General features: G+C 66.1%; 15 protein-coding genes and 1 pseudogene. 9 read left to right on the plus strand and 7 right to left on the minus strand.

All coding sequences use genetic code 11. The annotated features are described in order from the left end of the window. Positions 1 to 146 precede the first annotated feature (146 nt). Positions 147 to 599, plus strand: coding sequence for a nuclear transport factor 2 family protein (locus tag JKJ07_RS16995; protein WP_202992515.1), 453 nt, complete (start codon positions 147 to 149; stop codon positions 597 to 599). Between the two features lie 44 nt (positions 600 to 643). Here the strand turns inward: JKJ07_RS16995 and JKJ07_RS17000 are convergent, their stop codons facing one another. Next, positions 644 to 1,375, minus strand: a complete 732-nt coding sequence (locus JKJ07_RS17000) for a TetR/AcrR family transcriptional regulator (RefSeq protein WP_202992516.1) — start codon at positions 1,373 to 1,375, stop codon at positions 644 to 646. A gap of 87 nt (positions 1,376 to 1,462) precedes the next feature. On the opposite strand from JKJ07_RS17000, the gene JKJ07_RS17005 reads away from it, so the two are divergent. Next, positions 1,463 to 2,584, plus strand: a complete 1,122-nt coding sequence (locus JKJ07_RS17005) for an FAD-dependent oxidoreductase (protein ID WP_202992517.1) — start codon at positions 1,463 to 1,465, stop codon at positions 2,582 to 2,584. 114 nt (positions 2,585 to 2,698) lie between these two features. Here JKJ07_RS17005 and JKJ07_RS17010 read toward each other — a convergent pair whose 3' ends face one another. Together JKJ07_RS17010 and JKJ07_RS17015 are read right to left on the minus strand one after the other, a co-directional pair. Then, positions 2,699 to 3,481, minus strand: coding sequence for a transposase family protein (locus tag JKJ07_RS17010; RefSeq protein WP_202992518.1), 783 nt, complete (start codon positions 3,479 to 3,481; stop codon positions 2,699 to 2,701). Positions 3,482 to 3,978: 497 nt separating this feature from the next. Further along, positions 3,979 to 4,323, minus strand: coding sequence for a hypothetical protein (locus JKJ07_RS17015; RefSeq protein WP_202992519.1), 345 nt, complete (start codon positions 4,321 to 4,323; stop codon positions 3,979 to 3,981). Between JKJ07_RS17015 and JKJ07_RS17020 the strand changes: the two genes are divergently transcribed. Then, positions 4,322 to 4,546 carry a hypothetical protein gene (locus tag JKJ07_RS17020; protein WP_202992520.1) on the plus strand — a complete coding sequence of 75 codons (225 nt, stop codon included), beginning with the start codon at positions 4,322 to 4,324 and terminating at the stop codon, positions 4,544 to 4,546. The two genes, JKJ07_RS17015 and JKJ07_RS17020, sit on opposite strands and share 2 nt — an antisense overlap. Before the next feature lie 190 nt (positions 4,547 to 4,736). On the opposite strand, the gene JKJ07_RS17025 is transcribed toward JKJ07_RS17020, so the two are convergent. Then, positions 4,737 to 6,002: a hypothetical protein gene (locus JKJ07_RS17025; RefSeq protein ID WP_202992521.1), complete on the minus strand. Its 1,266-nt coding sequence runs from the start codon at positions 6,000 to 6,002 to the stop codon at positions 4,737 to 4,739. A gap of 1 nt (position 6,003) precedes the next feature. Here JKJ07_RS17025 and JKJ07_RS17030 point away from each other — a divergent pair, with 1 nt between their 5' ends. Continuing rightward, positions 6,004 to 6,522: a hypothetical protein gene (locus tag JKJ07_RS17030; RefSeq protein ID WP_202992522.1), complete on the plus strand. Its 519-nt coding sequence runs from the start codon at positions 6,004 to 6,006 to the stop codon at positions 6,520 to 6,522. A 365-nt stretch (positions 6,523 to 6,887) separates the two neighbouring features. Next, positions 6,888 to 7,094: a hypothetical protein gene (locus tag JKJ07_RS17035; protein ID WP_202992523.1), complete on the plus strand. Its 207-nt coding sequence runs from the start codon at positions 6,888 to 6,890 to the stop codon at positions 7,092 to 7,094. 142 nt (positions 7,095 to 7,236) lie between these two features. Here the strand turns inward: JKJ07_RS17035 and JKJ07_RS17040 are convergent, their stop codons facing one another. Then, positions 7,237 to 8,307 (minus strand): tyrosine-type recombinase/integrase, encoded by a 1,071-nt coding sequence (locus JKJ07_RS17040; RefSeq protein ID WP_307834297.1) that lies wholly within the window; start codon positions 8,305 to 8,307, stop codon positions 7,237 to 7,239. Continuing rightward, on the minus strand, positions 8,304 to 8,780 hold the full coding sequence (locus JKJ07_RS17045; RefSeq protein WP_202992524.1) for a hypothetical protein: 477 nt from the start codon (positions 8,778 to 8,780) through the stop codon (positions 8,304 to 8,306). The genes JKJ07_RS17040 and JKJ07_RS17045 overlap by 4 nt, the downstream gene beginning before the upstream one ends. A 538-nt stretch (positions 8,781 to 9,318) precedes the next feature. On the opposite strand from JKJ07_RS17045, the gene JKJ07_RS17050 reads away from it, so the two are divergent. Next, positions 9,319 to 10,245 carry a hypothetical protein gene (locus tag JKJ07_RS17050; protein ID WP_202992525.1) on the plus strand — a complete coding sequence of 309 codons (927 nt, stop codon included), beginning with the start codon at positions 9,319 to 9,321 and terminating at the stop codon, positions 10,243 to 10,245. Between the two features lie 330 nt (positions 10,246 to 10,575). Here JKJ07_RS17050 and JKJ07_RS52250 read toward each other — a convergent pair. Next, positions 10,576 to 10,935, minus strand: a pseudogene (locus JKJ07_RS52250) (hypothetical protein); the annotation flags it as partial. Here JKJ07_RS52250 and JKJ07_RS17060 point away from each other — a divergent pair. From JKJ07_RS17060 to JKJ07_RS17070, 3 genes are all read left to right on the plus strand, one after another. Further along, the gene (locus JKJ07_RS17060; protein ID WP_202992527.1) at positions 10,913 to 11,950 is read left to right on the plus strand and encodes an SDR family NAD(P)-dependent oxidoreductase; all 1,038 of its coding nucleotides are present in this window, start codon (positions 10,913 to 10,915) and stop codon (positions 11,948 to 11,950) included. The pseudogene JKJ07_RS52250 and the gene JKJ07_RS17060 sit on opposite strands and share 23 nt — an antisense overlap. Further along, positions 11,950 to 12,213, plus strand: coding sequence for an alpha/beta fold hydrolase (locus JKJ07_RS17065; RefSeq protein ID WP_202992528.1), 264 nt, complete (start codon positions 11,950 to 11,952; stop codon positions 12,211 to 12,213). Before JKJ07_RS17060 ends, JKJ07_RS17065 begins: the two co-directional genes overlap by 1 nt. A gap of 124 nt (positions 12,214 to 12,337) precedes the next feature. Then, a complete protein-coding gene (locus JKJ07_RS17070; protein ID WP_202992529.1) occupies positions 12,338 to 13,438 on the plus strand; it encodes a DUF2267 domain-containing protein in 1,101 nt (366 codons plus the stop codon). Positions 13,439 to 13,459 lie beyond the last annotated feature (21 nt).

Consider the following 13,459-nt stretch of genomic DNA (forward strand, 5'->3'; position numbering starts at 1 on the left):
GGCCGACCGAAATCGTTCGGGCGCCCAACTGTCGACTTCAGCGGCGATCCGCTTGTGGACGCCTACCGCATGGACGAACGGCGAACGCGACGTCAATCAACCCTCGGATACGAGAACCACTTAAGCCCGCGTCATAGGGGATTCTTATGTATCACGCTATTGTCAAGCGCATTGCCGTGCGAAACTTCCAGCTGGTTTCCGATCACAACTACGAACCGTTACTGAAGAATTGCGCGCCCACCATTCACCACCGCTTCGGTGGTGCTCATGCGCTAGGCGGTGAACGTCACGACCGCGACGGGCTTCGCCGCTGGCTTGAGCGGGTGGGCCGGGTCACGCCGACGCTGCGTCTGACCGTCACTGACGTCTGGGTCAAGGGTTGGCCGGGCCGCACCACCCTCATCATCCGATGGACGGCGACGCAGGACATGCCCGACGGGTCACCGTACGACCAGCACGGCGTACACGTCATCGAGATGCGCTGGTTCAAGGTCGTCTCCATCGACGCCAATGAGGACTCGCAGTTGGTCGACGCCGCTCTGAAGATCATCGCCGCCCATGGCGTAGAGGAAGCTCTCGCCGCGCCGATCATCAGCTAGCCGAAACCTCGGCTCCGATCGGCGGCGCACCTTCGGGTACGAAGCTACGGTCGGTCGCTCGATCGCGCGAGGTTGTCCATGAACAGTTCGAGTGTGAAGTCGAAGCGTTCGTGACCGGTACCCGAGGTCAGTTCCGCCGCGTACCGGGTCGTCTGGGGGAATGTGTCTGAGGGGAGGGCCTCGAGGCGGCTCACCAGTTCGTCGCGAGACAGAATCCAGGTGGCTTCGGAGTCGCGGCGCCGACGCTCGACCAGCGCCGACTCCAGCGCGTAGCCGGCGACATAGAGCGAGAGCCCGTCGATGACCCAGGCCGCAGTCCGGGGTGCGGCGCCCGAGGCTAGAGCGATCGCGAAGAGCCCCTCACTGACCCGCAGAGTCTCCACGTGAGTCGGAACGATGGCCAGCGCGGCCCGGGAGATACCCGGATATCCCAGGTAAAGATCGCGGAGCTGGACGTACACGTCCCTCAGCTGCTCCCGCCATCGCACAGGGTCGGACCGGGGCAGCGCGATCCGCGAGCACACCCATCCGACCAGCAGATCGTCGATGTCGGCCTTGTTGACGATGTGGGCGTAGAGCGAGGACGGGCCGGTGCCGAGCACCTTGGCCACGCTGCGGATAGTCAACGCGTCGTACCCATCGGCGGAGACAACCTGCAACGCGGCCTGCGTGATCCGCTCGACGGTGATAGGCGCTCGCCGGGGTGCCGAGCCGGCGAGACCGGCGTCGAAGCGGGCCAGCCGGGCCGCGCGAGGCCGGGAGGGGTCGACTGCCATGTCGATCATTATACGTTGACACGAACTTAGTTCGTTTAGTAGAACTTAGTTCGTTCTAACGAACTAAGTTCGTCAGGAAGGATTGTCATGACGACCTCGGTAACAGTCATCGGCGCGGGCCTCGGTGGCCTCACCCTCGCCCGAGTGCTGCACCTCCACGGCGTCCCGGTTGTCGTCTACGACAGCGAAGCCTCCGCCGATGCCCGCACCCAAGGTGGACAACTGGACCTGCACCAGCACAGCGGTCAGCTTGCTCTCGAGATCGCCGGGCTGACCGACGAGTACCGTGCGATCATCCATCGGGGTGGTGGCGCGCAACGGATTCTCGATCAGCACGGCGAAGTGCTGGTCGAACTCCCCGACGACGGTTCGATGACCCGGCCGGAGGCGCTACGTGGGGACATCCGGCGCATCTTGCTCGAGTCGCTGCCGACCGGGACCGTGCAATGGAGCAAGAAGCTTCAGTCGGCGACCCCAGCGGGGTCAGGCCGTCACGAACTGGCGTTCGCAGACGGCACAACCGCCGTCTCCAACCTGGTGGTGGGCGCCGACGGAACGTGGTCCAAGATCCGCCCACTGGTCTCCGAGGCCAAGCCGGTTTACGCGGGCATGAGCTACGTCGATCTCTATCTGCACGACGTGGACGACCACCACCCCGAGGCAGCCAGAACGGTCGGCGGTGGCGCGATGAAGGCCCTGATCCCCGGCCAAGGTTTTCTGGCCCATCGGGAAGCGAACGGCGTCATCCATACGTACGTCGTCTTTTTCCGGCCGGTCGAGTGGTTCGCCGACATCGACTTCGCCGACGCCCTGGGCGCCAAGAAACGGATCGCCGCCGAGTTCGACGGATGGGCCCCAGAGCTGACTTCGCTGATTACCGATGGTGAGACCAATGCCGTGCTGCGCAGCGTCTACAAGCTCCCCAACGATCACCGGTGGGACCGGATCCCCGGCGTGACACTGCTCGGTGACGCGGCACACGTCAGCCTCCCCGGCGGCGACGGCGCGAACCTGGCCATGCTCGACGGCGCCGAACTCGGCCAGTCCATCGCCGCCCACCCCGACGACCTCGAAACCGCCCTAGCCGCGTACGAGAAAGCCATGTTCCCGCGCAGCGAAGCCGCCGCGATCGCCGCCCACAAGACGATCGACCTCATTTTCGGCGCCCACGCCCCCCAAGGCCTCGTCAGCCTCTTCCAGCGCGGCTGACGCCTTATCCGCGGGCGACATGTTGGTGGGCGAGCCGTCCAAGGCTATGGCGCCGAACGCGGGGATAAAGTCATTGTGGAGGTAGGCGGTGTAGCGGTTGACAGTGAGCCATTTTCATCCTGAGTAGGCCGGGTTCTCGATGTGGTGCAGGGCGAGGATGGCCTGCACGATCGCGGTCGCCCGGTGGGGGCTGCAGCGGAGTTTCGTCAGGAGTTTCCAGGTCTTGAGGGTGGCGTTGGCGCGTTCGCCGATGGCACGGATCCGAGCGTGTGCCCGGTTGACCTTCTTCTGCCAGGCGGACAGTTTCGGCCGGTAGCGGTGCCGTTTGAACGGGGTCCGGATGCTGCCGCGGGCTCCTTGGTGGGCCTTGTCGGCGAACGTCATCACGTTCGCGCTGGTCAAAGCCTGGATGATGGCGTGGGTGCGGGCGGCAGTCAGGTCGTGGATAGCGCCGGGCAAGGCTGCCGATGCCCAGATGAGCCGGCCTGCCGCATCGGCTATGACCTGCACGTTCACCCCGTGCCGGCGGTGTTTGCCGGAGTAGTAGGGCTTCTGGTCGGCGACCCGGTCGATCGGGATCAGGGTGCCGTCGAGGATCACGTAGGCGAGCAGCCGGATTCTGGCCATCGCCGCCTCGAGGTCGTCGGCGGTGGCCGCGAGCAGATTGATGGCTTCGCGGACGTAACGCCAGGCAGTCGTTACGCCGATCTCGAAACCGCTGGCCAGGCGGGTCAGGGTGTCGCCGTTACGCAGGTGGGCCAGAGCGAGCAGGGCTTGCCGGCCGGGGTCGAGGCGCCGCCAACGGGACCTGCACTGCTGGCGGTGGGCTCGGATGAGGCCGGCGAGGTGGTTCAGGCTGCGAGTGGACAACGGAATCGCGGCAGGGTAAGACAGCACAGCGAGGCTCCCGGTTGGGGCATCGGATCTTGGTCGACTGCTGTCTTACCGGGAGCCTCGCCTGATGTCCACATCAGACTCCGGCGCGGCCGTGACCTGCCCCGTCACGATGAAAATGGCTCAGTGTGCGGCTTGAGGGTCGGTGTGACTTGGTCTCGAGCCACTGGGTGAGGTAGCCGGCCACCGTTTCGTTGTCGTGGAGTTTGACCGCGGCGCGCTCACACCCGAGCACATGGGCGAGGTCACGACGTCATCGTGTCGGAGGCCTCAAGCTTCGGGCACTCACCGCTGCCAGGGGTCGAGGAGCCATCGAGGGGAGGACTGGCCGCTACTCGAGACAGCCGCGAGCTGGATCACCTCGGTTGTGGGTAGGGGCAGAGCCTGGCACGACGATGGGGACCCCAAATCGTCCGCATCGAACAGCTCGCCGCGGCTCTCGGCATAAGGCAAGCGGCATCGCCGCGCCGTCGATTGTGTTCTCGCTCGAGCGGTTGGATCTATCGTTCTGGCAGCAGTGTCAGGTCGGTCTCCATCCGTTCGGCAACTGCTGTGTCGAGCTCGGGTTCGTGACCGAACGTCCAGTTCCTTGAGCGGAGGCTTCTGAGCGTCTTGGTCAAGGCGCGTCGCGCGAGCATGGTGCATTCGTCGTTCAGCAGGATCGCGACTTCTTGGGGTCCGGTGTGGTGCCGTTCGAGGGCCTCGCCGATGAGCGTCAGTGCATTGCTTGCGTCGTCGAGCACGCCGACGGCACGCCATTTGCCGTCTTGGCTGGCCGCGAGCTGTTCGTGATTGAGGCTGACGCACCGAGCAGCCTGGGCTAATGAGGCAACCAATCGCCCCATGCTCGACGAGGTCGACCACGGCCGGCGAGGCATCCGCGATCATTTGCCTGTGATCTCCATCGGCTTGCACAAGATCGTCAGCGATCGGGCCGACATCGATGGCGTCAAGATACGACCGGATAACCGTGGCTTCCTTGACGCGGAGCCGAGTCGCCGCATCGCGTACCAGGCGCTCCATGATGTCCTCCGCGGTCGCGGCGGAAAGATCGAGACCTCGCCGTAGGCACTCTGCTTACAATCACTCGACGCCTCGCCGGAACCCGGCCGACTTCCGCATTGTGCCGCCCTCCATGCACGCTGGATGAGTGGATCCGCACCATACTGCGCTCGCAGTGCCAGTCGGGTCCAGGCATGTGGGGTCAGGATCGCGTCGCAGACCGCGCGGAGGCAGTGTCCGTGCGGTCCGCAGGGTCTTAGGTTCGTGACTTTCCTGGCGACTTTAGTGCTGCTGGTCCATCGATTCCTGGAAGTCCCCACGGTGTGGGAACGAGCGGCTCCTCGTTTCTTCCTGGGCGTGCTGTCAGCATGACCGCGTTGAATCGCTCTCGGTCTTTGGGTGCGAACTTGGCTTTCGTGCCGTTGCCGCGTCCGGCCTCGAGGGCAGCTTGGAGCTCGTGGCGGTTCTCGATCTGCGTCTGCGTGTGGAAGAACAGCAGGCGGCCGAGGGATACCCGGTTCGCTCCGATGAAGATGTCGGTGTCCGCGTCTACCCGCATGGACACCGTCTCCTCGCTGAGCAGAGCTTTGAGAGTCGGGTCGTAGCGTCCATTCATGGTTGCGGTGAACTCGCGTGCGCCTCGATATTGCACGCAGTGTCCCTCGACCAGTAGTCGGGCGAGCCGGATGTCGATGCGTTCGGTGATCGAGATTCTCTCAGGGATGGGGAAGAAGGTTCGCGCATGACGTTGCACAATGTCCAGGTCGTCGGCCAGAAGTTCGATGTCTGCCAAAGCTTCCATCGTTGCCTGGTCCGGAACCGGAAGGTCCGGGCGGAGCAAGCTCATGACTTGTCCACCGATCTCCAGCTCGCAGCTGCTGAACTCGAGGAGGTTTCGGTGCAGGCCAATGGTTTGCAAAGCCTGCTGCGGCGTCCATGCGTGTAGGGAAAAGTCGGCCTGAAGGGTCACGCCGTCGTCTCCGACCTTCAGCCTGAGCTTCGTGTCGTTCTGGATTTGGAGATCTATCGAGTAGCCGGAAGAGCCGGCCCCGGCATACGACACGCCTGCCTGATAGGACGAACGCCGATGACCATCGCTGTCCAGCATATGCAGCTTGGCCTCGGTGCCGATCCGGTCCGACAAATCTATCGGCTTCAGGGTCAGCTCGTACGGGCCCTGCGGGGCGAGCCAGTCAGGGCCGGTGAACGTGAGTCGTTGGGTGATCTCGGGTGGCAACACCACTGTGTCGTTGCTGCCGAATCGAACGATCTGATCGAACGACCGCCTGATGTCAGCGTGCTCAGCTCCGAACGCACCCTGGAACGAGAAGCTGATCGGTGAGACCTCAGCTGCCCGCTCGTGCTTCGGGACGATGGTATGCAGGATCAAGCCGTCGTGCGCGGCGGTTTCGATGCCCCAATCGGGATCGAGAGTGTCGGCAACCCGAGCCAGTGCACGCGTTCGCTCGGTGAGGTCGGACAAGCCGCCTGTGAGGAGCGCCTTCTCCTGACCGTAGAGCATGATGCAACAGCGAATCTCGGACCAGATACTCAGCAAGGTCGGGGTACCGCGAGAGCCGGCTGTCGAGCTGCTGACGGCCCATGATCGTCACCTTCAGACCTGGCCGATCACTACCCAACTCCATGACGAACTGCTCTTCTCCCGGAGTGGGGTTGGTGGGAATCACCAAGATCCACTCAATGGGATCATGCTTCATCGCGGCGGTGAAAGACTTGGTGATCTGCCGACGACGCGAGCGCTGCTCACTCCCGAACCCGTCACGGAAATACTTCAGCTGAAAGATCCGCAGCCGAGAACCCCTCCGCACGACGACGTCACGCCCGCCGTCACCACCGCGCCCGTCGTAGGCCCGGACCTCAACACCGGGAACGCTGTAGAGCCGGTCGATCAGGGTTTCGACAATGCGATCGAACTCGGGTTGTGTGAGGTGATCCCAATCGATGGCGATGTTGACTCCCGCGAGATCTCCGGTCGAATGCGCCAGCTCCGCCGGGCCGGCAGGCGTTGCCCGAGAATATAGTCAACCGACACCTGAACGATGACGCGGCACACGCAATCTGCGGCGGAGCGGATTTCCCCGTCCCGCCGCAGACGATCTGCAACCGTGTTGCTGATATCGCGCTTGCCGTGCGGTTCTACAGGTGTTAGCCCGATCGAGCTTCAACGGCTCCGGGCCAGCCATTCGCACCGCGTGACAGCTCTATCAATGACGCTGAGAGACTATATGGCTGCTGGAGTGTTGATCCGTCCAACGTGTGAACGCTGACGATCGCGCACCGATGGCAATACCAGGACTGCTGCCACAGGCGCGTCGCACGCTCGAGAGCCGGCTCCGCCTGCCGCATGTGACGGATACGTGCCCGCAGGTTTGCGACACTGCACGCCGTGAGCACGGCAAAGACGATCATGGCAACTCCAGTGCTCGCCGAACCGGACCCCGTCAGAGCCATCCTCAACGTGGTCAGCGTAAGCGCACCCGCCGTGGCGAAAGCCATGACCGAGCCGGTTACCGGCCGCGGGCGTTGCGGCGGCGCCAACGCACGAGCCAATGAACTGGTCCTCGTCACCTGCGCATCAATGGGAATCGGGTAGCCGTATCGGCCGGTCACTTCCCCGTGCATCAGCGCCGATGAACGCCCGGCACGGACGACTGCGGCGACGCGATCGAGCCGGTCCAGGCATCCGCAGTAGAGACAGCGGGGCTGGGCTCTACTCATCGTCATCCTCCTCCCCTTCAGCCGCCTGCAGCGCCTGCCTGGCAACCTCCAACGGTGAATCGGTGTCGGCGAGCGGGTGGTGTTCGCCGGTGAGCCCGGCCAGGGCGGTGGCGACTTCGGCGAGGGTGGCTTTGACATAGCGGGCGGTGGTGCCGGCGTCGTTGGGTGTTTCGGCGTGTCCGGCGTAGGCGAGGGCGACGGCGTAGCCGTAGACGCATTCGACCCCAGGTGAGGGTGGTGTGGCGTAGCCAGTGCGCCGACACCTGCTGCGTGCCCAGCCAGGGCAGGGTTTTGCCAAGGCGTTCGAACAGGTAGTTGTAGCGGCGTCGGCCGACCGCTCGTCCGTTGCGGTAGCGCAGCAACGGTTCGTCCTCGAGCGGGCCGCGTTCGTCGATGTGCAGCTGGAGGAACGCCATGAGGGTGGGGGAGATCGGCTGCCACCGGAACGTGTCGCCTTTCTCCCGCAACAGCACGAGGCACTGCTCCACGTCGAGGTCTTTGGGGCGTAGGCCGAGGAGGCCGCCGCGGCGGCAGGCGGTTTCGATGTGGAAGCGCAGGATCAAGGTGTCGAGTTCGGGGTCGTTGCCGGTGACGCTGGCGGTTTCGATCAGTTCGCTGAGCCGTTCGTAGGGCAGGGCGGTGCGGGTACTGGCCAGCCGGCGTGGTTTGGCGACTTTGCGGGCGGGGTTGTCGCCTTCGGCGATCAGCCCGTCGGCGACAGCCCGCTTGTATAGGGAGCGGAGGCCGGCGATGAAGTGTTCGGAGGCGCTGCGCCCGCCACGGCTATTGCGGCGCTTGAGCGCGTGGGCTTGGACGTGGCGCATGGCGGCTTCGATTTCGGAGGGCAGGATTTGGTCGATGCCGCGGTCGCCCCACAGGTCGATGGCCTTGTTCAGGTAGGTGCCATACATGCGCTGGGAGGCTGGTGAGACGGCGGCCATGACGACGGGGACGTAGTCGCGGAACGACGGCATGCCCGACCCGGTGTTGGCGGGCGCGGTGAGCAGGTCGGCGGGGGAGACGCCCATCTGCTGCAGCAGCAGCCGTGCGGCCTGCAGGACTTCCGGCTTGGAGTTGGTGGCGGTCACAGTTCACCACCGACAGCGGCGAGGTGGGCGGTGGCGGTGAGCTGGCCGAGGGCGGCGGGTGGGTGGATGATCAGCCGTTGCCGGTCGGGTAGGGCGGCGAGCAGGAGGCGTTCGCGGTTGTAGAGCCGGCAGGCGCGGCGGACGTTGACCGGGAGCCGTACCTGGCGGCGGTCGTCGAGCCCGCGGACGCCGTCCTTGTCGGCGGTCACCACGATGAGTTGTTCGTGGATGGTGAATCCGACCCGGATGCCCGGTGTCCAGCCGAGGCTGTCCATAAGCCTCCGATCGGTCACGCGACCGGCTTGGTCCATCCAGCACATCCCGAACACCACGTCCCGGCGCGGCAGGATGGGCACAGCCGGGAGCGGCAGCGCCGACTGACGTCGCGGCCGCCGGGCCGGCACGCGGCGTTCGCCTTGGCGGTCGGGCAGGGTCAGTTTCGGTACGAGCGGGGGCAGCGGCACCGACCTCATGAGAGCCACCGCCGACCGAAACTCTTACGAGTGGCTGGTAGCAGGCCGGCTACCGCAGCGGGCTGGAGCAGGTATGATTGCCATAAGTCCGAAATGGGTACGGATGCTATAGAAGGACTACTAAGTCCCCGGACACGTTAACCCCCACCAGATTCATTGCAGGGGATGATTCTGGTGGGGGTTTTCTGTATCGCGCGTTGCACAGGAATGCGAGCTCGCGCCGCGGCCGGTACGGGGGGTAGTCGGTGCAGGTCATCCAGTTAGTCGGCCGCCAGGATCAGATGACGCTGGCCGGCCCGGTCTCACGATGGATGGATGAGCACGCCGCCCCGACGAAGGTCATGGAATGGTCCGAGCACTCGGCCACATGCCGATGCACGGGGAACCGGCCTTAACCACGTACATCCGATCGCGACGGCATCGACGAAGACGCGCTGACGTCTGGTCAGGAGTCACACCTTCGACGGGGATGGCGATCGCGAGGCTGCTCCGATACGGTACGCCCGCTGGTGCCACGCTTCGATGCTCCGGGGGAGACATGGATCTGCAATTCCGGCGCGCCACTGCCTGGGCCGTTCTGGGCGCCTCCGCCATATTCGCATCCGCCGCCGCCCTGGTCGCCACGAGTCGCCCGGCGTACGCCGACGAAGCCGTGGCCGACCTGGAGGTGAAGGTGTCGGCCACGACGGCGATGACCGGTGAGCTGTTTCGGCGCCTCGAGCTCAGGGTGGTCAACAACGGCCCGTCCGACGTCCCCCGTTCCTGGACCATCGTCTTCGACTTCAGCGGTCTGAACGACCGCAAGGTCACTGTTCTCCCGGTGCAGTTGCCGGACTGCGTACTGAGCGACGACAAACTGGTGTGCACCGAAACGCTCAGCCTCCCGGTCGGCTTCAGCCACTTTCAGACCATGCCGTTCAACCTGGACGCCCGGCCGGGCGAGCAAGGGCCGGTCGGCTCGTTCACGATCACCGCGGCTTCCAGCTCCGTGTCCGACCCCAACCCCGAGAACAACACGGCAACCATCGATGTACGAGCCGCGGAACCCTCGACGGCGCCGACCACGCCGCCCGCACCGGGGGATGAACGGCACTGCGAGGCGTACCTCTACACGGGCACCCGGACGGATCTGTGCGCCGACTTCCGTGGCGCCCATAATCCCAGCTGCGACACCGTCAAATACCGGGTGACCCTCCCCGACTACCGGAACGACCCGTGGGGCCTGGACGGACCCGCCGGCGCCGCGTTCACCGGCGTACGAGGGCTCGGCTGTGAGAACAACCCGCGCAAGCCGGCACCCGCAAGTCCCGCTCCCCCGGCCGGTGGCGGCGGCGGTGGCGGTGGCGGGCTGCCGGTCACCGGCGCCGATGGGCCCGTGACGGCCGGCTTCGGGCTGGCTCTCCTGGCGATCGGCGCCGGCGCAGTACTGCTCGTGCGCCGCCGCGCGAGGAGGTTCGAGCCCTGACCCGGCTAGCGGTCGAGCTCGTGCCTCTCAGGGATGGATGTGGTGGGGATTTTCTGAGTCGGCCGGGGTTGCACACTATGACCAGCCCGCAGACGAGGAGTCCGGTCAGCGCGTAGCGCCGGACGGTGTGGTCGGTCGGGGTGTGGAGTGCGGAGACGTGTTGGGCCGCGAGGAAGTCGGTGTCGCGTTGATCGATCAGGGGTCAGGCCGGCTGGGGGAAGACGCCGAGCTGGGTGAGCATGTCGAGGATGTCTTCGACGAAGGTGGCCTCGGCGATGCGGCCGTCGCGGATGCGGAACAGCACCGTGCCGTGCCGTACTTGCCGGTGGCGGGGCTGCCCATGAAGTCACCGACGTTGGTACCGCTGTTGGTGAACAGGGCGTAGACAAGGTCGTCCTGGGCGAGCAATCGCAGCACCTCCAAGTGCATGCCGGTGAAAGCGTCGGCGCCGGCCGCGGCGGAGAACGCCTTGTAGGCGTCGAGGCCGTGGTAGTCGTCCGGCTGCGGCCAGGCCGACGTCGGCCGGGCTGAGGGCCTGACGCCGGACGCGGAGGAACTGGGCGAGCTGCTGGGTGTCCACGACGAGAAGTCTGCGCCTGGTGGCCTCCGGTAGGCAGAGAGAACTTCACTCTGCCTACCGGGCCCGGGACCGCCGACGCTGGTCGGCATGACTTCTCGTACGTGGTTCATCACCGGCGCCACCCGCGGGCTCGGCGCGATCTGGACCGAAGCGATCCTCAAGCACGGCGACCGGGTCGCCGCCACCGCCCGCGACGTGGCCGCGCTGCAACCGCTGGCCGGCCGCTACGGCGACCGGCTGCTGCCGCTGGCACTCGACGTGACCGACCAAGCCGCCGTCGACGCCGCGGTGCATACTGCCGAACAACGCTTCGGCCGCATCGACATCCTCGTCAACAACGCCGGGCACATGCTCACCGGCGCGGTCGAAGAGGTCACCGCCGAGCAGGCCCGCGCGCAGATGGACGTCAACTACTTCGGCGCGCTGTGGACCACCCGGGCCGTCCTGCCCGGCATGCGCGAACGCCGCGCCGGCCGGATCCTGCAGGTCTCCTCGATCGGCGGGCTGGTCGCCTACCCCGCGCTGGGCCTCTACCAGGCCTCCAAGTGGGCGCTGGAAGCAATGAGCCAGTCCCTGGCGGCCGAGGTCGCCGCCTACGGCGTCCACGTCACCCTGATCAAGCCGATCATGTTCCCGACCGAGCTGGCCACCGCCTCACCGCAGGTGACACCGGATCCGGCGTACGCACATGCTCGCGAAGCCTTGTACGCCGGCGCGGCCGCTTCGGGGTTCGTGCCCGGCGACCCGTCCGCGACCGCGCAGGCGCTCCTCGCGCTGGCCGACACCCCGAACCCGCCGCTCCGGGTGCTGTTCGGCACCAACGGACTCGACGCCCTGCGCACCGAATACGCCGCCCGGCTGGCCGGGCTCGCTACCTCGCCCGGCACGGCACGAGCCGTGCGGTCAAAGCCGTACTCATCAGCGCCATCCCGCCGCTCATGGTGCGCACCGAGGCCAACCCGAACGGCCGGCCCAAGCAGGTCTTCGACGACTTCCGGGCCCAGTTGCAGAACAACCGGTCGCAGTTCTACCTCGACATCGCGTCCGGACCTTTCTACGGCTACGACCGGCCGGACACCGAGCCGGTCGAGGCCAACATCCGCAACTGGTGGCGCCAAGGCATGATGGGTGGCGCCAAGGCCGGCTACGACGGGATCGTCGCCTTCTCGCAGACCGACTTCACCGCGGATCTGCCAAAGATCGACATCCCGGTTCTGCTCATGCACAGCCGCGACGATCGGATCGTGCCGTACGAGGCGGCCGCCCCGCTGGCGGTCAAGCTGCTGCCCAACGGCATTCTGAAGACGTACGAGGGTCTGCCTCGTGGCATGCCGACCACCCACGCCGACCTGGTGAACGCCGAAATGCTGGAGTTCTTCCGTTCCTGAGGACCTCCGCGGGACCGGCGGCGGTGGTCGCCATCAACTGAGGGATCGCGCACTCCGCGCGGACATAAGTTGCGGTAAACAGGGAAAGCGGGCCGCCCCGGACCACCTCGGTGAGGAGCGGCCTATGACTGTCGGCGAACAACACCGCCCGGAAATAGTTGTCGGACTGGTCGCTACCCCACCGGACCACCCGGCTGAGGTCGTCGCACGGCTCTCGGGCGAGCTGGCCGATCGGCTCGCCGAGCGGGTGGATGCCGACGTGCGATGGATTGTCCGCGACGGCTGGGGTGAGGTCGCACCACGGCGCGACGGGGGAGCCGAGGCCTTGCTGGACGATCTTGTGCAAAGGCGAGCCGACGACCGGTGGGACGTGGCGGTCTGCCTGACGGATCTGCCGCTGCACAGTGACGGGGTGCCTCTGGTCGCGCAGGCCTCCGCCCGGCGCCGGGTCGCGATGGTGTCGCTTCCCGCGCTCGGCTGGCGCCAGCTGCAAGCGGTCCGTGCGGTGGTTCCCGATCTGGTCGGGCGGCTACTGCGTGATACCGGCGATCAGCCGATGTCGTCAGCCGGTCACGGGTCGGCGAACCGGGTCGCGGCCATCCACCGGGCCGTCGATGACGGCGATGCCGGCGAGCGGCGCTACGTCGGCTCGCGGCTCAGCGGCCGGGTCCGGCTGCTGACCGGAATGGTCCGGGCCAACCGTCCTGGGCGGGCGCTGCTCGGCCTGTCCAAGTTGCTGGTCGGTGCGTTCGGAACGGCCGCGTTCGCACTGACCACCCAGACCATCTGGCAGATGGGCGATGCGCTCGGCGCGGTCCGTCTGACGACTATCATGATTCTCAGCCTGGTCGCCTTGGTGACGTGGCTGATCGTCGCTCATGATCTGTGGGAGAAACCGGACCGGCGGACGCCGGTCGAGCTGGCCCGGCTGTTCAACGTCGGCACCACTTTGACCCTCGGTCTGGCCACCGCTGTGTCCTACCTGGTGCTCTTCGCCGGAACGGTGCTTGCCGCGGCACTGCTGATCGACACATCTGTGCTGGAGCAAACCCTGCAACGCCCGGTCCGTGCCACCGACTATCTGACACTTGGCTGGATCATCAGCTCGATGGCCACGGTGGGTGGAGCGATCGGCTCCGGGCTGGAGGACGAGGAAACCGTGCGGGCCGCCGCCTACGGGTACCACCCCGAACCAGACGGCTATCAGGACCGGAAGGATCGTTGACCGGCCGCCGGCCCGGCGGTG

It is taken from the genome of Paractinoplanes lichenicola, assembly GCF_016785085.1.
Lineage (GTDB): Bacteria > Actinomycetota > Actinomycetes > Mycobacteriales > Micromonosporaceae > Actinoplanes > Actinoplanes lichenicola.

What these genes read in the sequence shown, in the direction of transcription:
- JKJ07_RS16995 (WP_202992515.1), top strand. Translation starts at nt 147, where the DNA reads ATGTATCACGCTATTGTCAAGCGCATTGCCGTGCGAAACTTCCAGCTG.
- JKJ07_RS17000 (WP_202992516.1), bottom strand. Translation starts at nt 1,375, where the DNA reads ATGGCAGTCGACCCCTCCCGGCCTCGCGCGGCCCGGCTGGCCCGCTTC.
- JKJ07_RS17005 (WP_202992517.1), top strand. Translation starts at nt 1,463, where the DNA reads ATGACGACCTCGGTAACAGTCATCGGCGCGGGCCTCGGTGGCCTCACC.
- JKJ07_RS17020 (WP_202992520.1), top strand. Translation starts at nt 4,322, where the DNA reads ATGCTCGACGAGGTCGACCACGGCCGGCGAGGCATCCGCGATCATTTG.
- JKJ07_RS17015 (WP_202992519.1), bottom strand. Translation starts at nt 4,323, where the DNA reads ATGGGGCGATTGGTTGCCTCATTAGCCCAGGCTGCTCGGTGCGTCAGC.
- JKJ07_RS17025 (WP_202992521.1), bottom strand. Translation starts at nt 6,002, where the DNA reads ATGCTCTACGGTCAGGAGAAGGCGCTCCTCACAGGCGGCTTGTCCGAC.
- JKJ07_RS17030 (WP_202992522.1), top strand. Translation starts at nt 6,004, where the DNA reads ATGCAACAGCGAATCTCGGACCAGATACTCAGCAAGGTCGGGGTACCG.
- JKJ07_RS17045 (WP_202992524.1), bottom strand. Translation starts at nt 8,780, where the DNA reads ATGAGGTCGGTGCCGCTGCCCCCGCTCGTACCGAAACTGACCCTGCCC.
- JKJ07_RS17050 (WP_202992525.1), top strand. Translation starts at nt 9,319, where the DNA reads ATGGATCTGCAATTCCGGCGCGCCACTGCCTGGGCCGTTCTGGGCGCC.
- JKJ07_RS17060 (WP_202992527.1), top strand. Translation starts at nt 10,913, where the DNA reads ATGACTTCTCGTACGTGGTTCATCACCGGCGCCACCCGCGGGCTCGGC.
- JKJ07_RS17065 (WP_202992528.1), top strand. Translation starts at nt 11,950, where the DNA reads ATGGGTGGCGCCAAGGCCGGCTACGACGGGATCGTCGCCTTCTCGCAG.
- JKJ07_RS17070 (WP_202992529.1), top strand. Translation starts at nt 12,338, where the DNA reads ATGACTGTCGGCGAACAACACCGCCCGGAAATAGTTGTCGGACTGGTC.